The organism is Achromobacter sp. JUb104 (assembly GCF_024806975.1).
Taxonomy (GTDB): Bacteria; Pseudomonadota; Gammaproteobacteria; order Burkholderiales; family Burkholderiaceae_B; genus Achromobacter; species Achromobacter spanius.
This window is the reverse complement of the sequence record NZ_JANUEY010000001.1, coordinates 368,244-393,720: the sequence shown is the minus strand read 5'-3', so window position 1 is coordinate 393,720 and position 25,477 is coordinate 368,244. Positions and strand designations below refer to the sequence as shown.

23 protein-coding genes and 4 tRNA genes are annotated in these 25,477 nt (G+C 63.7%); 9 read left to right on the top strand and 18 right to left on the bottom strand.

Annotated elements, in window-relative coordinates; genetic code table 11:
- Positions 1-23 precede the first annotated feature (23 nt).
- Positions 24-623 carry a helix-turn-helix domain-containing protein gene (locus M2361_RS01850; protein WP_259245954.1) on the top strand — a complete coding sequence of 200 codons (600 nt, stop codon included), beginning with the start codon at positions 24-26 and terminating at the stop codon, positions 621-623.
- Between the two features lie 89 nt (positions 624-712).
- The gene (locus tag M2361_RS01845) at positions 713-964 is read left to right on the top strand and encodes a hypothetical protein (protein ID WP_172616223.1); all 252 of its coding nucleotides are present in this window, start codon (positions 713-715) and stop codon (positions 962-964) included.
- Positions 965-1,113: 149 nt separating this feature from the next.
- Here M2361_RS01845 and M2361_RS01840 read toward each other — a convergent pair.
- From M2361_RS01840 to M2361_RS01830, 3 genes are all read right to left on the bottom strand, one after another.
- Positions 1,114-1,190, bottom strand: a tRNA-Arg gene (locus M2361_RS01840).
- 250 nt (positions 1,191-1,440) lie between these two features.
- Positions 1,441-1,517 (bottom strand) — tRNA-Arg (locus tag M2361_RS01835).
- A gap of 162 nt (positions 1,518-1,679) precedes the next feature.
- A tRNA-Arg gene (locus tag M2361_RS01830) sits at positions 1,680-1,756 on the bottom strand.
- A gap of 107 nt (positions 1,757-1,863) precedes the next feature.
- Here M2361_RS01830 and mnmH point away from each other — a divergent pair.
- The gene (gene mnmH, locus M2361_RS01825) at positions 1,864-2,913 is read left to right on the top strand and encodes a tRNA 2-selenouridine(34) synthase MnmH (RefSeq protein WP_259245953.1); all 1,050 of its coding nucleotides are present in this window, start codon (positions 1,864-1,866) and stop codon (positions 2,911-2,913) included.
- Between the two features lie 101 nt (positions 2,914-3,014).
- Here mnmH and M2361_RS01820 read toward each other — a convergent pair.
- From M2361_RS01820 to cysS, 6 genes are all read right to left on the bottom strand, one after another.
- A tRNA-Ser gene (locus M2361_RS01820) sits at positions 3,015-3,107 on the bottom strand.
- 90 nt (positions 3,108-3,197) lie between these two features.
- The gene (locus M2361_RS01815; RefSeq protein ID WP_259245952.1) at positions 3,198-4,463 is read right to left on the bottom strand and encodes an aspartate kinase; all 1,266 of its coding nucleotides are present in this window, start codon (positions 4,461-4,463) and stop codon (positions 3,198-3,200) included.
- A gap of 146 nt (positions 4,464-4,609) precedes the next feature.
- Positions 4,610-5,584, bottom strand: a complete 975-nt coding sequence (gene tilS / locus M2361_RS01810) for a tRNA lysidine(34) synthetase TilS (RefSeq protein ID WP_310508903.1) — start codon at positions 5,582-5,584, stop codon at positions 4,610-4,612.
- Positions 5,585-5,747: 163 nt separating this feature from the next.
- Positions 5,748-6,713 (bottom strand): acetyl-CoA carboxylase carboxyltransferase subunit alpha, encoded by a 966-nt coding sequence (locus M2361_RS01805; protein ID WP_259245950.1) that lies wholly within the window; start codon positions 6,711-6,713, stop codon positions 5,748-5,750.
- Between the two features lie 36 nt (positions 6,714-6,749).
- Positions 6,750-7,394: a DNA-3-methyladenine glycosylase gene (locus M2361_RS01800; RefSeq protein ID WP_259245949.1), complete on the bottom strand. Its 645-nt coding sequence runs from the start codon at positions 7,392-7,394 to the stop codon at positions 6,750-6,752.
- A 20-nt stretch (positions 7,395-7,414) separates the two neighbouring features.
- Positions 7,415-8,869, bottom strand: coding sequence for a cysteine--tRNA ligase (gene cysS, locus M2361_RS01795; RefSeq protein WP_259245948.1), 1,455 nt, complete (start codon positions 8,867-8,869; stop codon positions 7,415-7,417).
- Between the two features lie 329 nt (positions 8,870-9,198).
- Between cysS and M2361_RS01790 the strand changes: the two genes are divergently transcribed.
- From M2361_RS01790 to M2361_RS01780, 3 genes are all read left to right on the top strand, one after another.
- The gene (locus M2361_RS01790; RefSeq protein ID WP_259245947.1) at positions 9,199-9,882 is read left to right on the top strand and encodes a tetratricopeptide repeat protein; all 684 of its coding nucleotides are present in this window, start codon (positions 9,199-9,201) and stop codon (positions 9,880-9,882) included.
- Positions 9,883-10,016: 134 nt separating this feature from the next.
- Positions 10,017-10,526, top strand: coding sequence for a peptidylprolyl isomerase (locus M2361_RS01785; protein WP_006225507.1), 510 nt, complete (start codon positions 10,017-10,019; stop codon positions 10,524-10,526).
- Entirely contained in the window at positions 10,519-11,286 is a 768-nt protein-coding gene (locus M2361_RS01780; RefSeq protein WP_259245944.1) for a UDP-2,3-diacylglucosamine diphosphatase, read from the top strand. Before M2361_RS01785 ends, M2361_RS01780 begins: the two co-directional genes overlap by 8 nt.
- Positions 11,287-11,682: 396 nt before the next feature.
- On the opposite strand, the gene M2361_RS01775 is transcribed toward M2361_RS01780, so the two are convergent.
- From M2361_RS01775 to M2361_RS01765, 3 genes are all read right to left on the bottom strand, one after another.
- The gene (locus M2361_RS01775; RefSeq protein WP_259245943.1) at positions 11,683-12,546 is read right to left on the bottom strand and encodes an undecaprenyl-diphosphate phosphatase; all 864 of its coding nucleotides are present in this window, start codon (positions 12,544-12,546) and stop codon (positions 11,683-11,685) included.
- Between the two features lie 17 nt (positions 12,547-12,563).
- A complete protein-coding gene (locus tag M2361_RS01770) occupies positions 12,564-14,150 on the bottom strand; it encodes a TerC family protein (protein ID WP_259245942.1) in 1,587 nt (528 codons plus the stop codon).
- A 211-nt stretch (positions 14,151-14,361) separates the two neighbouring features.
- Positions 14,362-15,147 carry an inositol monophosphatase family protein gene (locus M2361_RS01765; protein WP_259245941.1) on the bottom strand — a complete coding sequence of 262 codons (786 nt, stop codon included), beginning with the start codon at positions 15,145-15,147 and terminating at the stop codon, positions 14,362-14,364.
- A 130-nt stretch (positions 15,148-15,277) separates the two neighbouring features.
- Between M2361_RS01765 and M2361_RS01760 the strand changes: the two genes are divergently transcribed.
- Entirely contained in the window at positions 15,278-16,066 is a 789-nt protein-coding gene (locus tag M2361_RS01760) for an RNA methyltransferase (protein WP_259245940.1), read from the top strand.
- Between the two features lie 69 nt (positions 16,067-16,135).
- Here the strand turns inward: M2361_RS01760 and M2361_RS01755 are convergent, their stop codons facing one another.
- A complete protein-coding gene (locus M2361_RS01755; protein ID WP_259245939.1) occupies positions 16,136-17,125 on the bottom strand; it encodes a tripartite tricarboxylate transporter substrate binding protein in 990 nt (329 codons plus the stop codon).
- Between the two features lie 161 nt (positions 17,126-17,286).
- On the opposite strand from M2361_RS01755, the gene M2361_RS01750 reads away from it, so the two are divergent.
- Positions 17,287-18,048 (top strand): IclR family transcriptional regulator, encoded by a 762-nt coding sequence (locus M2361_RS01750; protein WP_100856643.1) that lies wholly within the window; start codon positions 17,287-17,289, stop codon positions 18,046-18,048.
- A 78-nt stretch (positions 18,049-18,126) separates the two neighbouring features.
- Here the strand turns inward: M2361_RS01750 and M2361_RS01745 are convergent, their stop codons facing one another.
- From M2361_RS01745 to M2361_RS01725, 5 genes are all read right to left on the bottom strand, one after another.
- Positions 18,127-18,972, bottom strand: a complete 846-nt coding sequence (locus M2361_RS01745) for a mechanosensitive ion channel family protein (RefSeq protein ID WP_100856644.1) — start codon at positions 18,970-18,972, stop codon at positions 18,127-18,129.
- A gap of 158 nt (positions 18,973-19,130) precedes the next feature.
- Entirely contained in the window at positions 19,131-20,243 is a 1,113-nt protein-coding gene (locus M2361_RS01740) for a DUF1513 domain-containing protein (RefSeq protein ID WP_259245938.1), read from the bottom strand.
- Entirely contained in the window at positions 20,233-21,288 is a 1,056-nt protein-coding gene (locus M2361_RS01735; protein WP_259249212.1) for an imelysin family protein, read from the bottom strand. The genes M2361_RS01740 and M2361_RS01735 overlap by 11 nt, the downstream gene beginning before the upstream one ends.
- Positions 21,289-21,432: 144 nt before the next feature.
- Positions 21,433-22,947 (bottom strand): di-heme oxidoredictase family protein, encoded by a 1,515-nt coding sequence (locus M2361_RS01730; protein WP_259245937.1) that lies wholly within the window; start codon positions 22,945-22,947, stop codon positions 21,433-21,435.
- A complete protein-coding gene (locus M2361_RS01725) occupies positions 22,944-24,242 on the bottom strand; it encodes an imelysin family protein (RefSeq protein WP_100856647.1) in 1,299 nt (432 codons plus the stop codon). The genes M2361_RS01730 and M2361_RS01725 overlap by 4 nt, the downstream gene beginning before the upstream one ends.
- 210 nt (positions 24,243-24,452) lie before the next feature.
- On the opposite strand from M2361_RS01725, the gene M2361_RS01720 reads away from it, so the two are divergent.
- Positions 24,453-25,379: a LysR family transcriptional regulator gene (locus M2361_RS01720; RefSeq protein WP_259245936.1), complete on the top strand. Its 927-nt coding sequence runs from the start codon at positions 24,453-24,455 to the stop codon at positions 25,377-25,379.
- The last annotated feature ends 98 nt before the right edge of the window (positions 25,380-25,477 follow it).

The following is a 25,477-nucleotide window of genomic DNA, read 5'->3' as shown; positions in this document are numbered from 1 at the left end:
CAGTGGCGATCGTGGCTTCGACCGTGGAGATCATCATCCCTTTTTCCTGGAGACTTCCCGACGTATTCGTACGTGCGTCGGATGGCACGCTGCACCGTGTTGTGCGCCACGCCACGACCACGGCAACCATCGCCAAACTTGAGAGCATCCCCAGCAATTACCACTTGGATTGCGAATGCATGCTTGATAACGGCGAGGCGCTTACGTGGATCGGAAGCAATCAATATCGTCAAACCAACGGCGACGCAATATTCACCGCTGAACCCGATGTCACGGCCCCGACCAGCGAACGCCGCAAAAGCGGCGCCGCCAAACGGAGCAAACACGGCCCCGCCCCAGCCGGCCCGCACAAAAGACGAGCCCAAGGGCATAACCCCTTACCGCTAGCTGTTGTCAATCTAAAAACCGGCAACGACTGGAGTTTGATACGCGCGTGGCGCGAGCACCTCAATATCACTACCGCTGATATGGCTGCCCGGCTTGGCGTGGATCATTCCATTTACATTGAATTGGAACGGCCACGCCCGCGCCCTCGACAGATTGTGCTGGACCGAGTCTCCGAGGCCTTGGGCGTGTCACCCGACCAACTTGATGATTCATTGTTTGGGGGCCGTTTTCTGTAGTGCCGCGCCTGCATCGCGCACGCGCGGCGCCCTGAAGCGTCCACACCACTTTGGCGCCGCAACACCGCCGGCCCGTGGAGGTACTGAGTATGCTCGGCACCGCAAGAAGATTGACCGATGTGCTTGTCACATCGCCCGACGGCACCTTGTATCGCATCGAGCGCTTCGTTGCGGACCTGGATGCCTATTCCGCGTTGGGCACCTCTCGCTTCGATCCCAAGACGCACTGCATCTGCCGCACAAGCTCTGGCGAAAAGGTCACTTGGTTGGGCGGCCAGGCCTACAAGATGATCAAGAGCGGCGTCTCGTTGACCGCGGTGGACCGACGACGGGGTGGCTGATCCGGGCTGACGTCGATCCGCCTTGCACCAGACAAAACAAAAGCGGCTTGATGGATGACCATCAAGCCGCTTTGCATTGCGTGTTGCCGTTCGCTTTTACGCTTCGGCTGAACCACGACATTTCGGATATCGCGTGTTCAAAAATAAGTTGGTGCGCCCGGCAGGATTCGAACCTACGACCCCCTGGTTCGTAGCCAGGTACTCTATCCAGCTGAGCTACGGGCGCCCCGAAAGAGGCGTGTTTATAACATGAAAAAATAGGGTCGTGCAAATCGAGGGGGAAATTCGATGTGCACTACCGTCGCGCACTACGCCGTACACCACTGCATTTACACCACAGCATGTACACCACCCGCCCTGCATCACTCCCGCATCGCTTCCATGCATTCCACGCCGCACAAAACAAAAAGGCCTTCGATCAATGATCAAAGGCCTTTCTATTTTCTTTGACGGTGATTTCAGTGTGACCTGAAATCTGGTGCGCCCGGCAGGATTCGAACCTACGACCCCCTGGTTCGTAGCCAGGTACTCTATCCAGCTGAGCTACGGGCGCTCCGACAAAGAGGCAAAATTATATCAGAACAATTTCACCATTACTGCATGTTTACTGCTTTTTTTTTGCTGCTTTTTTTACTGCTTTTTTTGCTTGTTCTACTCAAAGTTTTTTAGCGATTCATTCGGCTCAACATCAGCACAATCAAACCACTTCGAAACTTGGTGCGCCCGGCAGGATTCGAACCTACGACCCCCTGGTTCGTAGCCAGGTACTCTATCCAGCTGAGCTACGGGCGCGCGTTCAAGCAAGCCTTGAATAATAGCGTGAATTTTTGCGGCGTGCAAGTTTGGGTGCGGTCAGAAAAGCACTACTCTAATGGCCGCTCAACACAACGGCCTTGAACGTGAAACACCTGCTCGCTGATCTGGAACAGCTAAACGACTTCGACGAAATCATCGACGTGCGCTCGCCGCTTGAGTACGCCATCGACCACATCCCCGGCGCCATCAACGCACCGGTGCTGAACGACGAAGAGCGCGTGCGGGTCGGCACGTTGTACACCCAGGTCTCGCCCTTCGAAGCCTCGCGCATTGGCGCCGCGATCGTTGCGCGCAACATCGCACGGCACCTGGAAACCACCTTCGTCGATCGGCCGCAGGGTTGGCGTCCGCTGGTGTACTGCTGGCGCGGCGGCAAGCGCTCGGGCTCGATGACTGTGATGTTCAACATGATCGGTTGGCGCGCCAGGCAATTGAACGGTGGCTACAAACGCTACCGTGGCGCCACGCTGCTTGCCCTGGACACCCTGCCCACCACGCTGCGCTGCGTGGTGCTTGTGGGTCCCACGGGCAGCGGCAAGACGCGCCTGCTGCACGCGCTTGAATCGGCTGGCGCACAGACGCTGGACCTTGAGCACCTGGCATCCCATCGCGGCTCGCTGCTGGGCGCCGTGCCGGGCGTTGCACAACCCTCACAAAAGCGTTTCGACACCTTGCTAGCCGCGCGCCTGCGTGCCCTGGACACCACGCGCCCCGTGTTCGTTGAAGCCGAAAGCCGCAAGATCGGCGCCGTGGCGTTGCCACCCGCGCTGCTGCAAGCCATGCATCAAGGCGCGTGCATTGAAGTGGTCTGCACACCCGAAGACCGCGCGGCGTTTTTACAGCAGGACTACGCGCAATTATTCGACAACGCCGATTGGCTCAAGGAACAGTTGCAACGCCTGCTTGGCCTGCACAGCCGCGACGTCATCAAGGGCTGGCTACAGATGGTGGACGAAGGCCGCCGCCTGGAGCTGGCAAGCGACCTGATCAACCGCCATTACGACCCGGCGTATGCCCGCAGTGGCCACGCGCACTACACGCAACTGCCGCAAGCCATGCAGATGAGGTTCAGGCCGAACGATGCGGATGTGGTGGAACAGGCGCGCGCGCTGTTGGCGGCGATGCAGACGTAGGCGATGCAGATAAGAACGACATGAAAAAACCCCGCAATCACTTACGCGATTGCGGGGTTTTTATCTTCACCGCTGTACTTAAGCCAGCGCCGAAGCTTATCTGGCGGAGACGGTGGGATTCGAACCCACGATGCAGTTTTTAGCCACATACTCCCTTAGCAGGGGAGCCCCTTCAGCCTCTCGGGCACGTCTCCGAAAAGAGAACGAGATTCTAGCACGAATTTTTTGGCCGTTGCCCGCAAACGGGGTCATCATGCAAAAAAATCGTGCCGGACTCGCTGCCTTTATTCCTTGGCGCCCGGCGCCTGGTCCAGGCCGAACGCCTTGTGCAGCGCGCGCACGCCCAATTCCATGTACTTGTCGTCAATGATGACCGACGTCTTGATTTCGCTGGTGCTGATCATCTGGATGTTGATGCCTTCTTGCGAAAGCGTCTGGAACATCAAGCTGGCCACGCCCACGTGCGAACGCATGCCGATGCCCACGATCGAGACCTTGGCAACCTTCTCGTCGGTGGACAGTTCACGCGCGCCCACGGCGGGGATGACTTCGCGCTTGAGCAGGTCGACGGCACGCGCGAATTCGTTGCGGTTCACGGTGAACGAGAAGTCGGTGGTGCCGGCCACGGACTGGTTCTGCACGATCATGTCGACGTCGATATTAGCGGCGGCGACCGGACCCAGGATGGAGAAAGCGATACCCGGTTTGTCGGGCACCGCCAGCAAGGTGATTTTGGCTTCGTCGCGGCTGAAGGCGATGCCGGAGACTACGGCGGCTTCCATTTTTTCGTCTTCCTCAAAAGTAATCAGCGTGCCCGAGACCATTTCTTCGTCGAGCGGAATAAGCGGGTCGGTCAGCGAGGACAACACCCGGACCGGTACACGGTATTTGCCGGCGAATTCCACCGAGCGGATCTGCAGCACCTTGGAACCCAGCGACGCCATTTCCAGCATTTCCTCAAAGGAAACGACGGCCATGCGGCGCGCTTCGGGCACCACGCGCGGATCGGTCGTGTAGACGCCGTCCACGTCGGTGTAGATCAGGCATTCGTCGGCCTTGATGGCGGCTGCCACGGCCACGGCCGAGGTGTCCGAACCACCACGGCCCAGCGTCGTGATGTGGCCTTCGGGGTCTATGCCCTGAAAGCCGGTCACGATCACCACGCGGCCGGCGTCGAGGTCAGCGCGCACGCGCGCATCGTCGATGGAGCTGATGCGGGCTTTGGTGAACGACGAATCGGTGCGCACCGGCACTTGCCAACCGGCATAGCTGCGCGCGGGCACGCCTTCGGCCTGCAACGCAATGGCCAGCAAACCGCTGCTGGCCTGCTCGCCGGTGGCGGCGATCATATCGAGTTCGCGGCCGTCAGGCTGGGGCGAAATTTCGCGCGCCAGACCCAGCAGGCGATTGGTTTCGCCCGCCATTGCCGACGGCACAACAACAACTTGGTGGCCGGCGGCATGCCACTTCGCGACGCGACGCGCCACGTTTCGGATGCGCTCGACCGAGCCCATCGAAGTACCGCCATATTTGTGAACGATCAGGGACATCTCGTACTCTGGCTGGAAACCCGCCGCAAAGTGGTGACGGGCAAAACCATATATTCTAGCGCGGCGGTAAAAATTTGCTCAATTTGTGCGAATTTACGTTCATTGGGCGGTTATTTTTCCGTGAATTCCTGCGGAAACCACAATCGCTATCCGCGCGGCTCGACCCAGACCCGTCCCCGATGGCAGCGCACCACATGGCCGGCCTGCTCCACCCGCAACTGGCGGTCATGGCCCAGGCTGTGCAGTTCGCGCAATTGGCGCAGCAGGTCGCGCAGGCGCGCGTCCGTGGGCATGCGCGCACCGTTTTGTTGCAGCCAGAAGCGCAGCACCTGCGCCTGGCGCGCCGGTGACAATTCCCGCCACGCTTTCAACGAAAAGCTGGCGCCGTCTGCACTCGGTTCCAGCCGCGCAAAATCTTCGCGTGCCACCTCGTCCAGGATCTGGGCGGCTTCGGCCATGTGGGCGGCGTGCCTCGCCACAATGGCGCGCCAGCCGGGCCAGCGGCTGTCCAGCACCGGCGCCAGCAGTTCGCGCACGGCGGCGCGTGTGTAGCGCGGGTCGGCATTGGTGGGGTCTTGTACCGGGCGCCAGCCGCAGGCGTTTTCGACCGAAGCGGCGGCCTGCAAGATCGTGGCGCGGTCCTGCCCCAGCCAAGGACGCAGATAGGTGATGCCGTCGCGAACCGAGCGGTCGGACATGGCCGCCATGCCCACCACGCCCGTGCCGCGCAGCAGGCGCAGCAACACCGTTTCGGCCTGGTCGTTGCGGTGATGCGCCAGCAGCACGTGGTTGATGCCCTGTGCCTGCGCAAGCTGCGCCAGCGCCGCGTAGCGGGCGTCGCGCGCGGCGGCCTCGATCCCTTTGCCCGCGCCCTGCTCCACCTGCACGCGAGCTTCCTGGACCGGTAGCCCCAGCAAGGCGCCCAAGGCATGGACGTGCCGCCCCCAGTCGTCGGCGGCGGACTGCAAGCCGTGGTGCACGTGCAAGAGCGCCAGGCCGATGCCCAATTCGCGCGCCACCGCCGCCGCGTGCACGGCGAGCATGGCCGAGTCGGCGCCGCCACTCAAGGCCACGCCGATGCGTGCCGGTTGCGCCGGCAAGGCACGCAAGGCCAGTCGCAACGCCGTCAGCAGCGCGGGCGTCAAAGGCAGCGCGACGGACGCGCAACGCAACACGCCCGACTCGGCCGCAAGGGGCGTGTCGGGCGTGGGAGGCGTGTTCATGATGCAGGGCGCGGGCGGCGCGGCCGTGGCGCCGGCCAAGCGGCCAGCGCCTTTGCCTGCGTTACGCGCGCACTTCCTGGTAGGCGCCGTAGGACAGCAGGCGCTGCACGCGCTGTTCCACAAGCTGCTCGGGCGTCATGCCTTGCAATTGGCGCAGGGCATCGCCCAGCGCGCGGCGCAACAGGCGGGCCATGACGCGGGGGTCGCGATGGGCGCCGCCCACCGGTTCGTTGACCACGCGGTCGACCAGGCCCAGGTCCTTCAAGCGCGGCGCGATGATGGCCAGGGCTTCGGCGGCGTCCGGCGCCTTGTCGGCGCTGCGCCACAAGATGGACGCGCAGCCTTCGGGCGAGATCACGGCGTAGGTGGCGTATTGCAGCATCAGCACGGCATTGCCCACGGCAATCGCCAGCGCGCCGCCGGAGCCGCCTTCGCCGATGATCGTGCAGATGATGGGGACCTTGAGCTCGGCCATGGCGTACAGGTTATGGCCGATGGCTTCCGACTGCCCGCGCTCTTCAGCGCCGATGCCGGGGTAGGCGCCCGGGGTGTCTACGAAGGTGAACACGGGGATGCCGAATTTTTCAGCCAGGCGCATCAGGCGCAGGGCCTTGCGATAGCCTTCGGGACGCGGCATGCCGAAATTGCGGGCGGCGCGTTCCTTGGTGTCGCGACCCTTTTGATGGCCGATGACCATGCAGGGCGTGCCGTTGAACCGCGCCAATCCACCAATGATGGATTGATCGTCGGCGTACATGCGGTCGCCGTGCAGTTCGTGGAAGTCGGTGAACATTTCGCGCACGTAGTCCAGCGTGTAGGGACGCTGGGGATGGCGGGCGACAAGGGCCGTCTGCCAAGGCGTGAGCTTGGCGTAGATTTCCTTGGCCAAGGTCTGGCTCTTTTGCTGCAGACGTCCGATTTCGTCGGAGATGTCTACCGCCGAATCGGCCTGCACATAGCGCAGCTGCTCGATCTTGTTTTCAAGTTCGGCCAGCGGCTGTTCAAATTCCAGAAATGTATTGCGCATGTAGTGTGGTTCCGTAGATGGGCTGCCTGGTGTGCATCAGTACTGGACCGGTGTCGGTTCCAGACTGCGCCATAAGTACCAGGTTGCCACGGTACGCCAGGGCTGCCACGCCAGCGAGACTTCGCGAGCCTCGAAGCGCGAGACAGGCTCGCCACTGAAATAGTGTAGCGAGATTGCCTTGAGCAACCCTGGATCATCCAGCGGCAGGACGTCAGGCCGCTGTAGATTGAAAATCAAAAACATCTCCGCCGTCCAGCGCCCAATGCCCCGGATGGCGACCAATTCAGAAATAACGGCTTCGTCGTCCATCGCCGCCCATTTTTCAGGGTGGACGCGGCGTTCGCCGAAGTGCACGGCCAGGTCGAGCACGTATTCGGCCTTGCGTTGCGACAGCCCTGCCTTACGCAGGCCTTCCAGGCCCACGCGCAGCACGGCCACGGGCGTGGGACGCTTGCCCACGGCTTCGATGAACTTGGTCCAGACGCCGTCGGCCGCCTTGGCCGATACCTGCTGGCCGATGATGGCGCGCGCCAAGGTCACGAACGGCGTGCCGCGCGAGGTCAACCAGACCTCGGGGTGCTGGGGGATGACCTTTTTCAGGATGCGGTCGCGCCGCATCAGATGGGCGACGGCGGTTTCCCAATATTCAGGCTTGGGAACGTCGAGATCGGGAGTGGACATATCGGGCGTATCCACTGGGCTCACGCCCGTCGCCATTGCGTCAAGCCACCGGGCTTGTCATCGAGTTCGATGCCGGCCTCGCGCAATTCCGCGCGGATACGATCCGCTTCGGCGAAGTCGCGGGCTGCCTTGGCGGCGGCGCGGGCGTCGATCAGGGCCTGGATGGCCGTGGCGTCCAGCGTGGCGCGCTGGCCTTGCTCGATGGCCGCCGCCGAATAGCGGGTGGGCGATTGGAAATACGTTGCCGGGTCCTGCTGCAACAAGCCCAACAGGCTAGCCAGTGCCTTCAACTGGCCGGCGCTGCGCGCGCTCTTGCCACGGTTGGCTTCGGACGCCAGTTCGAACAGGGCCGCGACCGCGCCCGAACTGTTGAAGTCGTCATCCATGGCCGCCTTGAAGGCCTGGGCCTGCGGCTCGTTCCAGTCGATGCCCTGGTCGTCGGCGGGCACGTTCTGCAAGGCCTGGTACAGGCGGTCCAGTGCGTTTTGCGCGTCGATCAGGTTGTCGGGCGTGTAGTTCTGCGAGCTGCGGTAGTGATTGCGCACGATGAAGAAGCGCACCATTTCCGCTTCGCGCGGGTTCACGCTGTAGCTGGCGTCATCGGTGGCCGGGTTGCCCTGGGCGATGGTTTGGCGGATGGTGCGGAAATTGCCCAGGGACTTGGACATCTTGTCCGAATCAACCATGAGCGGGCCGCAATGCATCCAGACGTTGGCCAGCGTGCCGCCGAACGCGCCTTCGGTCTGCGCGATTTCGTTTTCGTGGTGCGGGAATTTCAGGTCGGGGCCGCCGCCGTGGATATCCAGCGGCAAGCCCAACAGGGATTTGCTCATGGCCGAGCATTCGATGTGCCAGCCCGGGCGGCCCATGCCGTAGGGCGATTCCCATTTGGTGTCGTCGGGTTCTTCGGCCTTGGCCGACTTCCACAGCACGAAGTCCAGCGGGTCGCGCTTGGCCGAGCCCACCGCCACGCGCTCGCCGGCGCGCAGGTCGTCCAGCGTCTTGCCGGACAGCTTGCCGTAGCCGGGGAAGCCGCGCACGGCGTAGTTCACGTCGCCGTCATCGGCCTGATAGGCCAGGCCGTTCTGTTCCAGCTTGCCGATGATGTCCAGCATCTCGCCCACGTATTGCGTGGCGCGCGGCTCGCGGTCGGGCGTTTCAACACCCAGCGCCTGCTCGTCGGCATGCATGGCGGCAATGTAGAACTCGGTGACTTCGCCAATGCGGCGGCCGGTTTCAACGGCGCGGCGGATGATCTTGTCGTCAATGTCAGTGATGTTGCGCACGTAGTCGACGGCCAGGCCGCTGGCGCGCAGCCAACGCTGCACGACATCGAACGACACCAGCATGCGGGCGTGGCCCAGATGGCAGAAGTCGTACACGGTCATGCCACACACGTACATGCGCACCTGACCAGCCTGGGCCGGTTTGAACGGTTCTTTGGTACGCGATAACGTGTTGTAGATTTGCAGCATGGCGCTTATGAAGTGTCTGATTGCTTTCCGCGGCGGAATCGGAAAAAGTTGCTTGGGCGGGACGATACCCGCGCAGCTTGCCGCCATCGGGATAGGTTGTTGCTCTTGGCCTTAGCTCTTGGGCTTAGGCTTCAAAGCTTGGCTTTTGGGGTCAATTACCTTCATGCCGCTCTGGCATAAAGCACTGACTCATAGCGCTCTGGCATAAAGCTCTACCCAACGCCGAACCAAAAACGCAACCGGGGCTAAAATGGCGGTCGTCAAGTATAGCAAGCGGCCCGGTCGCACGTATCAGTGCTGCCCGGCCACGACTTTTAACGGATACCCACGTGACGATCAAGCCGCGTTTTTTTGTCGCCCTGCTCGCCCTGGCCCTTGCCGGCGCGCCGGCTGGAACCGCCCTTGCCCAGTCGATGGCTGGCGGCGGCGGAGCCAACCCGAACGCCACGCGCACCACCCTGGACCCCATTCCGCCCGAAGGCGGCTGGGACGCCCTGGCCAATTTGCTGGAAGCGGCGAAACCCGGCGTCGACACGCGGCTGACGCCGTCGGCATCGCAGATCACCACTCGCATCGAAACGCTGCTGAACCGCGGCGACAACGAAGAAGCACTGGCGATGATCGAAAAGCGCCAGGCCGAAATCAAGGACCAGCGCGGCACCGATGTGCAACTGATGTTCCAGCACGCGCGCGCCTTGGCTGCCCTGGACCGCCCGGGAGAAGCCATCGACATTTATACCGAAATGACCACGCGTTTCCCGGAGCTTCCGGAACCTTGGAATAATCTGGCCGCTCTATATGCCAGCCGCGGAGAACTTGAAAAAGCGCAAGATGCCCTGCAAATGGCATTACGCGCTGACCCCGGTTATGCCGCCGCCCGCGCCAATCTGGGCGATCTGCAACTTCTACTGGCCCTGCGCACCTACAAAAAGGCCGCCAGCGATGGCGTGCCGGGCATGCAGGAAAAGGCTCGTGAAGTCGAAACCATGCTGAAGGATAAACAAGGCAAATGATGTCCCGATACTCCCCCTTTCACCTGCTGCGCCTGACGGCGTGCTCGTTCGCGCTGGCCGCATTTGCCCCAGCGCTTGTCAGCGCCGCCCCAGCGGCCTCCTCCACCACCACTACTTCTGAAGGCACAAAAGCCATGAGCACCAATCCGCGCGTCAAGCTCGTCACGAACCAAGGCGATATGGTCATCACCCTGGATGCCGCCAAGGCCCCCAAGACCGTCGAAAACTTCCTGACCTACGTCAAGGAAGGCTTCTACAACGGCACGGTGTTCCACCGCGTGATCGACGGTTTCATGATCCAGGGCGGCGGCTTCGAACCCGGCATGAAGCAAAAGCAGACGCATGCCCCCATCGAAAACGAAGCCAACAACGGCTTGAAGAACGACAAGTACACCCTGGCGATGGCCCGCACCAGCGACCCGCACTCGGCCACCGCGCAGTTCTTCATCAACGTGTCCAACAACGACTTCCTGAACTTCACGTCGCCCACGCCGAACGGCTGGGGCTATGCCGTGTTCGGCACCATCACCGAAGGCACCGACGTGGTCGAGAAGATCAAGGGCGTGAAGACCGGCAACAAGGGCTTCCACCAGAACGTGCCCAACGAAGACGTGATCATCGAGAAGGCCGAAATTCTTGAATAAGATTGCCCTGCCCGGCCAGATCTGGCTGGCGTCCGACCTGCACTTGGGGCCGGCCACGCCGGCCACGTCCGAGGCATTCCTGGCATTCCTGGAAGCCGCGCAAGAAGACGCCGCAGCCTTGCTGCTGCCGGGCGACATCTTTGACGCCTGGATCGGCGACGACGTGATCCGCGCCGCGCCACCGTGGCTTGCCACGGTGCTGACGGCGCTGCGCGAGACGGCCGCACGCATTCCCGTGTGGCTGGGCCGCGGCAACCGCGACTTCCTCATCGGGGAAGAGCTGGCCAATGCCGTGGGCGCCAAGCTGTTGCCCGAACCGGCGCTGCTGGAAACGGATTTTGGCCAGGTGCTGCTGACGCACGGCGACGAGTTCTGTACGGACGACGCCGCGTATCAGCAGTTCCGCAAGATGGTCCGCAATCCGCAATGGCAGTCCGAATTCCTGGGCAAGAGCATTCCCGACCGCCTGGCGATGGCGCAGCAGGCCCGTGGCGAAAGCCAGGCGGCCAACCAGACGAAGTCCATGGAAATCATGGACGTCAATGGCGCGGCCATCGACGCAATCTTCCGCGACACCGGCGTGCGCGTGCTGGTGCACGGGCACACCCACCGCCCGGCGCGCCATGTGCTGGACGTCGACGGCAAGAAATGCGAACGCTGGGTACTGCCCGACTGGGACTTTGACCACGTGTCGCCCCCCCGCGGCGGCTGGCTCACCATCGACCGCGACGGGCTAGAGTTCTACGACCTGGAAACGTAGGATGGGTGTAGCGCGGCAAGGCACGGATAAGAATCCCAATGCCTAACGCGCAAACCCATCAACCAGCATGGGATTTCCGTAGCAGATGCCGTTTGATGGGTTTGCGCGTTGTACCGCCTTCGCCCTAGCCTGCAACGTCTCGCGCCACACCCATCCTACGATGGGAATGGCGCGGCAAGACACGGATAAAAACCCCATCGCCCAGCAGCCGTAGGATGGGTGCAGCGCGGCATAGCAGGGATAAAAAACCCCATCCCCCACCGCGCAAACCCATCAACCAGCGCCCCCGTAGGATGGGTGCAGCGCGGCAAAGCAGGGATAAAAACCCCATCCCCCACCGCGCAAACCCATCAACCAGCGCCCCACCCGTACCCTGCGCGCAGCGCCACCGTTACCTCAGCGCGTAAAGATCCAAGCCGCCACAATCCCGCCGAACACGATTCGGTACCACGCGAACACTCTATACGTATGGTTCGCCACGAAACGTAGCACCGCGCGCACCACCACCATCGCGCTCAGGAATGCCGCGATGAAGCCCACGGCGATGCCCGACAAATCGTGCTGGGTCAGCACGCCGAAGTTCTTGTACATATCAAAAATCGCTGCGCCCAGCATCGTGGGCATGGCCAGGAAGAACGAGAACTCCGTGGCCGTCTTGCGCTGAATTCCGGCAATCATCCCGCCGATGATGGTGGCGCCAGACCGCGACGTGCCCGGGATCATCGCAAAACACTGCGCCACCCCCACGCCCAACGCCTGCTTCCAGGTGATCTGCTCCAACGTGTGCGCCGACGCCCTTTCATCGGATGCCGTATCGTCCGCCGCACCCGGCGCATCGCCCGGCGTATGGTGGGTCTTGCGCTCGACATACAGCATGATCAACCCGCCCACCACCAGCGTCACGACCACCACGCCCGGGTGATAGAACACCGACTTGATCGTCTTGATGAAGATCGCGCCGATGACTGCCGCCGGCAGGAACGCGATGATCAGGTTGCGGGTGAACGCGACCTCGCTCGCCACGCCGGTCAGCGTGCCGCGTATCAGCTGAAGCAGCCGCGCGCGGAATACCCACATCACCGCCAGGATCGAGCCAAGCTGGATCACCACCTCGAACACTTTGCCATCGCTGGACTGGAAATTGATCCAGTCACCCACCAGGATCAGGTGGCCGGTGCTGGACACGGGGATGAACTCGGTCAGGCCTTCAAGAATGCCGAGGATGAAGGCCTTGATCAGGTAGAGCGCGTTATCAGTCACGTTGGATAAGGGTCCGGTTAATCGTTGGCCAGGGGGGCTTCGTCCGACAGCATTTCCTGCGGCCGCTTTTCAACGCGCACCAGCGCGATCCGGCGACCGTCCATCTCCAGCACCTCGAAGCGGAAATGCTGGTAGTGAATTTCGTATTCGCAAACATCGCCCGGCTTGGGCAGGTGGCCGAAGCGCGACAACAGGTAGCCCGCCAGGGTCGAGAATTCCTGCGCGTCGTCGACCAGGCCTTCGGTTTCCAGCACCTGTTCAACGTGGTGCAGGTCGGCCGCGCCGTCGATCTTCCAGGTGTTGTCGCCGTCGGCCACGATGTCGGGCAGTTCGTCCTCGTCGGGGAACTCACCGGCAATGGCTTCGAATACATCAATCGGCGTGACCAGGCCTTCAATGGCGCCGAACTCGTCGGCCACCAGTACCAGTTGGCCCCGCGAGCGCTTAAGCGTATCCATCAGGCGCAGAATGCCGATGGACTCGTGCACGATGATCGGGTCGCGCAAGCGATTGCGGCGCACACGGCCCTCGGTGATCAAGTCCGCGACCAGGTCCTTGGCGCGCGCGATGCCCAGCACCTCGTCCAGCGAACCCCGGCAGACCGGGAAGAAGCTGTGGGGCGCCTCGGTCAATTGGTGGCGAATCAGGTCCGGGTCGTCATCAATATTGATCCACGACACATCCGTGCGCGGCGTCATGATGGACCGGATGGAACGTTCGGCCAAGGTCAGCACCCCGCTGACCATGTTGCGCTCTTCAACGCCGAAGGCCGGCATGGCCGGGCCGTCCATGTTGGGCAGGTCGGCCTCGTCGCTGGCGGGCGGGCGCTTGCCCAGCATGCGCAGCACGGCCGACGCGGTGCGTTCCCGCATGGGACGACGGGCGTCCAGCTTGAGCAGGTTGCGGCGCGCCACCTGATTCAACGCTTCGATGGCCACCGAGAAGCCGATGGCCGCATACAGATAGCCCTTGGGCACCTTGAAGCCAAACGCTTCGGCCAGCAGCGAGAAACCGATCATCAGCAAGAAGCCCAGGCACAGCACCACCACGGAGGGATGCGCGTTGACGAAGCGCGTCAGCGGCTTGGAGGCGATCAGCATGATGCCGATGGCGATGACGACGGCAATCATCATGATGGCCAGGTGGTCCACCATGCCCACGGCCGTGATGACCGAGTCCAGCGAGAACACCGCGTCCAGCACCACGATCTGCGTCACGATCACCCAGAAGCTGGCGTACACGCGCGGGCCTGACGAGCCACTGTGAAACCCGCCTTCCAGGCGCTCGTGCAGTTCCATCGTGCCCTTGAACAGCAGGAACAGGCCGCCCACCATCAGGATCAAGTCGCGGCCCGAGGGGGACAAGGGGCCCACCGAAAACAAGGGTGTGGTCAAGGTGACCAGCCACGACATGACGGACAGCAAACCCAGGCGCATGATCAGCGCAAGGCTCAACCCCAGGACGCGAGCGCGGTCGCGTTGCTCGGGGGGAAGCTTGTCCGCCAGGATGGCGATGAATATCAGGTTATCAATGCCCAGGACGATCTCAAGGACGACCAGGGTAAGCAAGCCGACCCACGCGGCGGGGTCCAGCAGCCACTCCATCAGGAGCTCCAGAAGTTACACGACCGGTAATCGTACATGGAAAATTCATGACATGCCGGTGACGCGCCCCCGTCCGTTTGCCTGATGGCCATTGGCTTTGCGCCATGCGCGGGGCTTGCCCGAACGCGTCACGCCAAAAAAAAACCGGCCCGAAGGCCAGTCTTTTTTGAAACCGGATTCATGCCGGATTCATGCCGGATTCATGCCGGAATCAGGCTGCCGACGGCGGGTTCAGCGAGCCCAGCATCTGCGTGAAGATCTTGGGCGTGGCGGCCAGCACATTGCCGCTGTCCATCCAGCCTTGCTCGCCGTCGAAGTCGGCGATCAGGCCGCCGGCTTCCAGCACCATCAGGCTGCCGGCCGCCAGGTCCCAGGGCTTCAAGCCCACGCCGCAGAAGCCATCCAGGCGGCCGCTGGCCACGTAGGCCAGGTCCAGCACGGTGGAGCCCATGCGGCGCACGCCGGTGACGTTTTCCGCCATATGGCGGAATCGCTGCGAACCCTGTTCAGGGTCGCCGGCGTTGGGCCAGTGGGCGCCCAGCAGCGCTTCGTGGTACCGAGTGCGGCCCGAGACGCGCACGCGGCGGTCGTTCAAGAAGGTGCCGCTGCCACGGCTAGCCGTGAACAGTTCGTTGCGCGAGGGGTCATAGATGACCGCTTGCGTCACTTGGCCGCGCTGCGTCAGCGCGATGGACACGGCGTAGTTGGGCAGGCCGTGGATGAAGTTCGTCGTGCCGTCCAGGGGATCGATGATCCATTGGAATTCAGCCTGGTCGGGACCTTGCAGCCCGAATTCCTCGCCCAGCACGGCATGGTCCGGGTAAGCGGCATGCAGGGTCTCGACGATGGACTCCTCGGCGGCGCGATCGACTTCCGTGACATAATCGCGCGGCCCCTTGCGAGCCACGCTGAGTCGTTCCAAATCCATGCTGGCACGGTTGATAATGGTGCCGGCACGCCGGGCCGCCTTGATGGCGATGTTGAGCATCGGGTGCATAAAATTCCGTACGTATGCGGTGGGTTCGCGTGATGATAGGCCACTTGCCGCCCCCCGGATCCATCGTCGCCCCAACGGGGAAATCGACCCAAAAAACCAGGAAGGCGTGAAGCCAAACGCGCCATTTTAAATGACTCAAGCATTTTCACGTGTTCGCTTCATTATGGTGAACCCCAGCCACCCCGGAAACGTGGGTTCGGCGGCCCGTGCCATCAAGACAATGGGCTTCTCCGAACTGGTCTTGGTGGAGCCAAAATTTCCAGATGTAACCACCCAGCCTGAGGCCGTGGCCTTGGCCAGCGGCGCGCTGGACGTGCTGGAAAACGCACGCATCTACCCTTCATTGGAAGAAGCGCTGGCCCCGGTGACGATGGCCTTCGCCCTGACCGCGCGGGTGCGCGACCTGGGCCCTCCGCCCTGCGACATCCGTCAGGCGGCCGACCTGGCCCGCGCGCATCTGGCCAGCACGGCCGAGGGCGTGACCGCCGTGGTGCTGGGCACCGAGCGGGCCGGGCTGACCAACGCGCAGATCGCGCTGTGCCACCGCATCTGCCACATTCCCGCCAACCCCGAATACAGCTCGCTCAACGTGGCCCAGGCGCTGCAACTGGCCGCCTGGGAGTTGCGCTATGCGCTGCTGGTGGAACAGGGCGCTGCCTTGCTGCCCACCTCGACCGCGCAGGAACCGTCGCGCGGCGCCGAGCCCGCCTCGGGCGAGGCCGTGCAGGCGTTCCTGGCGCACTGGGAAGAGGCGTTGGTCGGTGTGCAGTTCCTGGACCCCGCCCATCCCAAGAAGCTGATGCCGCGCATGCGGCACCTGTTTTCACGCCCCGCGCTGACCCGTGACGAAGTGGACATGCTGCGCGGCGTCTGCACCGCCATGCTGGCCACGGCACGCAAAGGCCAGACAAAAAAATAGGGATGGGCGCAATGCCCATCCCTGGTTCTGGTCAGCCCCGGCGGCAAGCCTGCCGGGGCAATCCAGGCATCAGTCCACCTTGGCGCCCGAGGCCTTGACCACCGGGGCCCAGCCGTCGACTTCCGACTTGATGAACGCGCCAAATTCGGCCGGCGTCGTCTTCACGCCCACGGCGCCCAGCTTCTCATAGCTGGTCTGCACGGAGGGGGTGTCCAAGGCCTTCTGCATGGCGGCGTTCAGCTTGTTGATCACTTCCGGCGGCGTACCGGCCGGCGCCAACAGGCCAAACCACGACGACACGTCGAAACCCTCAAAGCCCGATTCCTGCATCGTGGGCAGGTCCGGCGCGCTCTTGGAGCGGTCGGTGGTGGTCACGGCCAGAGCGCGCAGCTTGCCCGTTTGGGCGTGCGGCCAGGCAGACGGCATGTTGTCGAACATGAACTGCACCTGGCCGCCGATCAGGTCGGTCATGGCCGGGGCGCTGCCCTTGTAAGGCACGTGCAGGACGTCGATGCCCGCCTTCATCTTGAAGAGCTCGCCCGCCATATGGATGGACGTGCCGCTGCCCGACGAGGCAAATGCCAGCTTGCCGGGGTTTTTCTTCGCGTAGTCGACCAGTTCTTTGACCGACTTCACCGGCACTTGCGGGTTCACGACCAGGATGTTCGGCACTTTCGCGCCGAGCGCCACCGGGGCGAAATCCTTGGTCAGGTCGAAGTTGACGTTCTTGTACAGCGTCTGGTTGATGGCGCTGGTCACGGCCACGAACAGCAGCGTGTAGCCGTCCGGGTCGGCGCGCTTCACCTGGTCGGTGGCGATGTTGCTGCCGGCGCCCGGCTTGTTTTCAACCACGAACGATTGGCCCAGGGACTCGGTAAGTTCCTTGGCCATGATGCGGGCGATCACGTCGGTGGTGCCACCGGCGGAAAAACCGACCACGATACGGACGGGCTTGTCTGGGTAGGCGGCGTGTGCGGAACCCATTGCGAATGCGCTTGCGGCGGTGGCCAGAAGGGTGGCGGCGAAACGCCGCAGGCCAGGCTTTTGACCTGTAGTCATAGTGTCTCCGTGCAGGTACTGTCCATTAGATGGACGATTTGAATTATTGGATGACGCATTCTGATCTATACACGACGGTTGCATCAAGGTAGAGTCCACGCTACGGACAATGGTTTTCCCTTGACCGTTCCGGAATAACCCTAGCTTTTTCAGAGATTTGCATGCCAGACAGTGATGCCGCGTCAGCAGGCCCACGGACTTTGCGGCGCGGACTGGCCGTGCTGGCCGCCCTGCGCGACCAAGGTCCCGATGGCCTCAGCGTGACCGATATCGCCCGCTTGACGGGCATACAGCGCCCCACCATTTACCGCCTGCTGGCCGCCCTGCTTGATGCCGGGCTGGTGCTGCCGGTTACGGGCACCAAAAAGTACCGCGCCCAATTGGCGGTGGACCCCGACACGCGCTCACGCGATCCGCGCGTGCGCCAACTGCTGCCGGTGCTACGCCGCCTGGCCGACCGCACGGGCGACGCCGTCTTCCTGGTGGTGCGCGAAGACGACGATTCCATCAGCCTGCATCGCGAGATCGGCAGCTACCCGGTGCAGATCCTTGCCACCTATGCCGGCAAGCGTCAGCCGCTGGGCGTGGGCTCGGGCGGCATGGCCTTGCTGGCCGCGTTGCCGGACGACCTGGCGCGCGGCATCGTGGAACGCAATTCGGGCCGGCTCGACGAGTACGGCGGCATGACGCCCCAGGAAATGTACCGGCTGATCGACAACACCCGCGCGCGCGGCTATTCGGTGGTGGGCAACCACGCCGTGCGCGGTGCGCTGGGCGTGGGCTGCGCGCTGCTGGACGCACACGGCTCGCCGCTGCTGGCGGTGAGCGTCACGGCCATCATCGACCGCATGCCGGCCCAGCGCCAGCGCGAAATCGCAGGCTGGATCAAGGCGGAATTGGCGCGGCTGGTCATGCAGGCCTGATCTCCCCCTGGCCAGATAAAAAACGGGCGCCTGGATGAACCGAGGCGCCCGCTTGCATTGAAGACCCAACGAAGGCGATCAGGCCGCCGCGTCGGCGTTGCCCGCCGTCTTGGGGTTCTGGATTTCGCGCAGCGGAATCGGCGGTTGGAAGCCGGCCGCTTCCAGCGACGTGCGAATCTGCTGGTACAGGCCCCAACGCAGATCCCAGTACTTGCTGCTTTCCGCCCAGACGCGCACGTTCACGATGACGCCGCTTTCCTTGTATTCGAACACCTTCACCTGCGGTTCCGGGTCCTTCAGCGCATCCGGACGCGCGGCCACGATTTCGTTCAGCTTGGCCAGCACCGCGTTTAGATCATCGCCATAGCGCACCGGCACCGGGATATCCAGACGACGGGTTTTGTTGCGGCTGTAGTTGATGATGGTGGCGTTCCATACCGTGCTGTTAGGCAGGGTCAGATGAATGCCGTCCCCCTGGACCAAGCGGGTCAGGAACAGGCCGACCTCTTCCACCGTGCCTTCGGAGCCCGAACTCAGGGCCACGTATTCACCGGCGCGGATGGGCCGCAGGATCAGCAGCATGATGCCGGCCGCGATGTTTTGCAGCGTGCCTTGCAAGGCCAAACCGACTGCCAGGCCGGCGGCGCCCAAGACCGCGATCAAGCTCGCCGTCTGCACGCCAAAGCGCGCCAGCACCGCGATCACCGTGAAGATACGCACCGCCCAGACGACCGTGCTGTAGAACATCGGCACGATGGTCGGATCGATCTTGCTGGACCGTGTGGCGGCGCGTCGAACCCAACTGCCCAGCAACGACGACACCCACCAGCCGATGATCAGGATCAACAGGGCGACCAGCAAATTGATGCCCATCTCCACCAGCCTGGGGGCCCAGGCGTTGAATTCGTTCAAGGCGTCTTCCATGGAATCTCCAACAAAAATGACAACCGAAAACTGTATCAGATGGCGGATACGCAAAGGGGCGCGCCGCAGCCTGGCTATGTCAAGCTTTGTAAGCGATGCGGCGGGTGCTTGTCAGCTTGTTTTTCAGCCTGTTTTTCAACCTGCTTTTCAACCTGCTTTCAGGCCGGAACGATGCGGAAGTGGTTGTCCCAGGACTGTTCGCGCGACGGCGGCAGCACCGGCGTTTCATGGCCCGCGGCATCGGTGCGCAACATGGCGCCCAAACCGCTGCTGACCAGAAAGCCGGCTTGCGGTGCGGGCGCCACGCCGCAGCCGTCGGCCAATTGCGTTGTGCCCAGGCAGCGGCCGCTGGCCGCATCCCAATAGATCACCTGCCCGCCCACGGGGCTGGACGTGGCGATGATGCTGCCCGCCGCGTCCACCGATACCGAGCCCACGTAGTTGCGCATGTTGCGCAGCGTCTCGGCCGGCCCTTCGAACAGTTCCAGCGGTGAACCCCGGCGATGCCGTCCCACCAGCGCGGGCCGGTCGGCGGCGGGCCCCATGTATTGGCAGCCGAACCACACGCAACCATCGCCCGCCAGCGCCAGGTGCCGGATCGACAAGCGATGCAGCGCGGGCGCCAGTTCCACCTTTTCCAGCAGTTGGCCGCTAGCCGCGTCGATATAGGCCAGCGACGGCCGCATCGTATCCAGGTTGAGTTCCAGCTTGCCGTAATCGGGATGCGTCAGGATGCCGCCATTGGCCACGCACAGCGTTTTGCCGTCGGGCATCAGCACGACTTCGTGCGGGCCGATGCCGCCTGAGTCGAATTCGCCGACGCGCCGCCACGCCCCGCCCGGCGAGGCATCGTAAATGCCCAGTACGCCGCGCCCGACCTCGAAATCATTTTCCGTGGAGACCAGCAAACGTCCGCCATCCACGAACGCGCCATGGCCGAAGAAATGGCGTTCGTCGGGCACCGGCAGCGCCTGGGGCTCGCCGCCCTCGCGCAGCGAAAACGCCACGGCGAAAAAGCCGGGTTGGCGACCGAACACCACGGCGCGATTGCGGGCAGAATCAATCGCAAAGCTGTGGCCGCGAGCGGGCATCGGCACCACCAGGCGGTCGTGCCCGGCCTCGTCCAGCAGCACGGCTTCGTCACGACCACCGCGCTTGCGCGCGCTCAGATACAGCGGCCCGCCGTCGGCCGGCAACGCCGCCCGCGCGGCGGCGGGTGACAGGCCCAGCGCCACGGCCATCGACAAGAAGCGGCGGCGGTCAATCACCATCAAGCGCATTGAATCCGATGGTGACGCCCAACGCGGGCGCCAGGTTTTGGTCGACGATGTCCTTGGCGTTCTTGATGGTCAGGGAAGCCAGCACCAACAAGCGACGACCTTCTTCGGTTTGCAGCGCCGCGTCCAGCGGCACCGGCACGGCTTGCAGGGTTTGCGCGGCGGCCTGCAGTTCGCCACGCACCGAGCCGTCTATCCACTCATCGCCCGCCGGTAAGGGGTACGCGCCGGCCTGGTAAAACGCCTTCAGGCCGTCCAGGTTCGCGGCCAACAGGCGCGTGGACAGCCCGCTGCGCCAGAATGCCGCGCGCTTGGGCCGCGCGGCATCGGGCGACTCGCCCAGCACCGGCAAGATCTTCACGTCGCGCGCAAATTGGAGGCCGGTCGACAAGGCCTTCATGGCTTCGGCCGCCACTTCCTGCGAGTTGCGGTACAGGTCGTTGCCCGACTGCGGCTTGGCGAACTGGCCACCGAAATCGCCCTGCGCGCTCCAGGCCTGCGCCAGATCGCGCGATATCGTGGCGACGTTGGCGGCCACCGCGCGCGCATAGCCGCACGCGTAGGCGAAGGTGGGCGCGGTGCTTTGCGTGCTTTGCTTCAACAGCGACGGGTCGCCGTACAACACATATTCCAGCGCGGGCAGGCCTTGCACCGCCACGCTGCGGCCGGCCAGCGCGCCCGGCGCCAGCAAGGCTTCGTCCTTGGCAGCAATCAGTTGCTGCACTTGCCGGGGCATCACACCGCGCGTGTCGGGCCAGAAGGCCAGCCGCTCAAAGCGGTTGGCCTGCACCAGCGGCCCAAAGCGCAGAATCTCCACGCCCGACCAAGCCAGCGCCAATTGCGTGTAGGCCTCACCCACACGCGCCGCGCCTGCTGCATCCGGCTTGGCGCACCAGCCGCCCAGCGCGCCGTCCAACGCGGCGGCAGCATCCACCATCTTGCCCACGGCCGGACGCGCGTAATCACGCGCCAGCCGTTCGCCCAGGTCAGCCGGCAGGGTAGCTTGAGACCCGGCTTGCGACTGGGCTTGCGCGCTCATCGGTATTACCAAGGCGGCCGACAACGCCAGCACAGCCGCCAGGGCAGGCTTGAACACAGCAGGCTTGAACACAGCAGGCTTGAACCCGGCAGGCAAGAATCGGGTCATGGCAGCGTATCGGGTCATCAAGGCGTATCGGGCCATTTACAGCGACTCCAGGAAACGGATCAGATCGGCGCGCTCTTCAGGCGTCATTGCCACCACGCGGTCGCGCGAGGGCTTGCCCGCGCCGCCATGCCACAGCACGGCTTCCAGCAAGGTGCGCGCGCGCCCGTCATGCAGCCACGTGGCCGACGGGTTCACGGTCTTGGTCAGGCCAATGCCCCACAGCGGCGGCGTGCGCCACTCGCGGCCATTGGCCTGGCCGTCAGACACGCCATCGGCCAGGTCGTCGCCCATGTCGTGCACCAGCATGTCGGTGTAGGGCCAGATCAGTTGGAAGCGATGCTCCGGCTGCTTGGCGTTGCGGCTCGTCACGTACTTGGGCACGTGGCACGCCACGCAATTGGCTTCATAGAACAGCTTCTTGCCCGCCAGCACGCGCGCGTCGTCCGCGTCGCGGCGCTGCGGCACGGCCAGGTTGGTGGAATAGGTGGTGATGAAGTCCATCAGCTTGGCCGGCACTTCTTCCGGACCAAAGCGCGGCTGCGCCCCGTGCGGCATGTCCAGGCACTGCTTCTGCGCGGGCGTGCAATCGCCCGAATGCTTGGGGAACATCGGCGTGGACAAGCCCATGTCGTTGGAGAACGCCGCGGCGCTCTGCTGTTCGACGGTAGGTTGGCCGGCCTTCAGGTTGAAGCGCCCCAGCGCGCGCTTGCCGGTACGCGCATCGGTCACCCAGTTGGGCTTGCCGACGATGCCATCGCGCTTGTCCGCCCCCACGTTGGCCAGGATGTCGGCTTCGTGGATGGATTCCAGCAAGCCCAGGCCGATCATCGGCGGCGCCAGGCGTGGCGAGATCTGCGTGTCGGCGCGCATCGGGCCGTAGCCGGGGTTTTCGATGCGGTAAGTGGGCTTCATCAGCGTGGCGGTTTCGCCGCCATTCAGGGCCACCGGAATGGGCTCGTACTCGATCTCCATCCGGCCTTCGGCGGGCAGTCCCGCCACCGCGAAGTTCTGCAACTGCACGCCGTAGACGGGTTCGGGCAGCTCGGCGATTTCGCCCGGGGCCAGCTTGGGGTGGCCACGATCGGGGCCATGCGGCACGGCCAGGCGCAACAGCAGCGCCACGGCGTCCGTGCGTTCCAAGGGATCGAACCCGGGCACCGTGCCGCGTCCGTCCTTGGTATGACAGGCCTGGCACGAGCGCGCGTTGAATAGCGGGCCCAGGCCATCGGACGCCTGCGTCGAGGCCGGCGCCGACACCCAGTCCTTGCGGAACAGGCCATTGCCAACCTGGAATTCCTGGCGCCCCTCGAAGCTCATGTTGGCCGAGGGCTGGGAAAAGATATCGGCGTTGATCAGTTTGTTGGTGGTCGCGGCGCCCGCCTGCATGGTTTCAAAGGATTCGACCTTTGAAAAGTCGCGCGTGGGCGCGGTGATGGCGGTGACGCGCTTTTGGTCTTCGGGCGTAAGGTCATCACGCCCGACAGTCACTTCAGTGGCGGCGGCGCCGGCATGAGCCGACGCCGCCAGTACGGCGGCTAGTACGAGTTTCACTTGAATACGGCGTCAGGTTTGTCCAGGCTGTCGGAACCTTCGATGGCCACCTTGCCCAGCTCAAGCAGCGTGATCACGCGCTCCAGGCTGCGGGTTTGGTCCACCAGGCGGTCAATGGCGGCCTGCACCACGGCGTTGCCTTCCTTGTTGCCGTCCGCAATCATCTGGTCATAGGTTTCGACCGTTTCAGCGCGGGTCTTCATGGCCTGCATGGCGGCCACGGTGGCGTCCAGCTTGGCGCGCACTTCGGCATCCAGCTTCGGATCGCGAGCCTTGACCAGTTCGGACAAGCTTGCGCCCTTGACCTCTTTGCCGTCGATGCGGGTGTAGGTGCCCAGATAGACGTTGCGGATGCCGATCTGGTCGTAGTAGTGCGAGTTGTGGGTGTTGTCCGAGAAGCAGTCGTGCTCTTCTTCGGGGTCATGCAGCATCAGGCCCAGCTTCATGCGTTCGCCGGCCAGTTCGCCGTACGACAGGCTGCCCAGACCGGTCAGCATGGCAATCAGCCCTGCCTTGGGATCTTCTTCGACGGCCTTGCGCGCGGCGCCGTCCTTCTTCCAGTTACCCACCATTTCTTCCAGGTCGGTCACCAGCAGATCCGTCACGGCCTTCAGGAATTCAATGCGGCGCTCGCAGTGGCCGCCCGTGCATTGCTTGGTGTCGAAGTCCGTATGCGGGCGGTTGCCCGAATGGCGCTCTTGCGGCGTGCCCTTGCGGTCGGCCGGCGCGGGGCCAGAGCCGTTCAGGTCCTGGCCCCAAAGCAGGAATTCGATGGCGTGATAGCCCGTGGCCACGTTGGCCTCGTTGCCGTCGGCTTCGTGCAGCACTTCAGACAGCAGTTGCGGCGTGATCTTGCTGACGTCCACCGTCTTGCCGCCCACCGAGATCTTGGAATTGGCGATGACGTTGACGGCGTAGAAAGCGTTTTCGTCGTTTTCGGTACCGTAGGAAGCATCGACATAATCGATCAGGCCTTCGTCCAGCGGCCAGGCGTTCACGCGGCCTTCCCAGTCGTCAACGATGGGGTTGCCGAAGCGGTAGGCCTCGGTTTGCTGGTACGGCACCCGGGCCGCCAGCCAGGCTTCGCGCGCGGCCTTCAGCGTGTCGGGGCTGGGCTTGGCGATCAGCGCGTTGATGGCCGTGCGCAGCGTCTTGGCGGCGGTCAGCGAGTCTTCATAGCCCGCCAGCGCCAGATCCGAATAGGTGGCGACCACGGCGCGAGGCTCTGCCGCCGCGTGGGCCGTTCCCCCGAATACCGCCGCGGCCAGCACCGCTCCCAACAACAACTTGCGCATCGACTTTCTCCCGTGACTCGAACGGTATCCGCCCCCGCGGCGGGCCGTTCCGACTTCAGTTTTGAGGATGCGAGTGTAAACAATTTTCGTTTGATATTCAGCCCAAAGTCAGATACCTGACACTTTTTTGAACGGCTTTCGCGGTGAAATCCGCGCAATATCAAGGGCTCGCCGCTACTATCCGGCAATCTCTCTTCCCTCGCCTTATCCATGGAACTTCGACAACTCCGCTATTTCGTCCGCGTGGCTGAACTGGGCAGCATCGGCCGCGCGGCGCGTGATCTGGGCGTGGTCGCCTCGGCGCTAAGCCAGCAGATCAGCCGGCTGGAAAGCGAGCTGGCGACGCGGCTGCTGATGCGCACGCACACTGGGGTTGTGGCCACCGCCGCCGGCACCGCTTTCTTGCGGCAGGCCCGCTTGACGCTGCGGCACGCGGATAACGCCGTGGCCGCCGCGCGCGAGGCCCGGCTGGCCGGCATGGTCAGCGTGGGCTTTGCGCCCACCACCGCGTCACTGCTGGCCAAACCGTTCTATGCCGCCATGGCCGAACGCTATCCCAATGTGCGGCTGCATCTGGTGGAAGGCTTGTCGGGCAACCTGGGCGAACAGCTTGGCAGCCGCCGCCTGGACCTGGCCGTGCTGTTTCAGAACGACAGCGGCCAGGGTCGCAGCGCCATCCCCGTGCTGGATGAACGCTTGTTCCTGCTGGCCCGGCGCGGCATGGTTGCGCTGGCCGATGGCGAGCCCACCACCATTGCCGAATTGGCGGGCCTGCCGCTGGCGGTGACCAGCAAGGCGCACGGCCTGCGCGCCTGGGTCGAAGCCGCCTTTGAACGCGCGGGCATCGAACCCTGGATCGGGGTCGAGGTAGACGGCCTGACGACCCTGATGGATCTGGTGCAGGCCAACCCCATCGCCACCATCCAGCCCGGCGCGGCGGTCGCGCGGGCCGAGGCGGGCCTCTTGAACATGCACCCCATCGACGACCCCTTCCTGTACCGGCGCAACGCCGTCTACTGCATCGACGAAGAGGAATTGTCGCCCGCCGCGCTGGCCGCCCGCGTGGTGCTGGTGGACGTGATGCGCGCCCAGGTGCGCCATGGCGCCTGGCCCGGCGCCACCCTTCTGGATTCGTGATGCCCCCATGCCGGGTGCATGGCTAGGCCGCGGTAAGTCACACGGATAAAGTGGGTTCATGGACGCTGCGGCATCGTGCCACGGCCAAGGACCTTCTT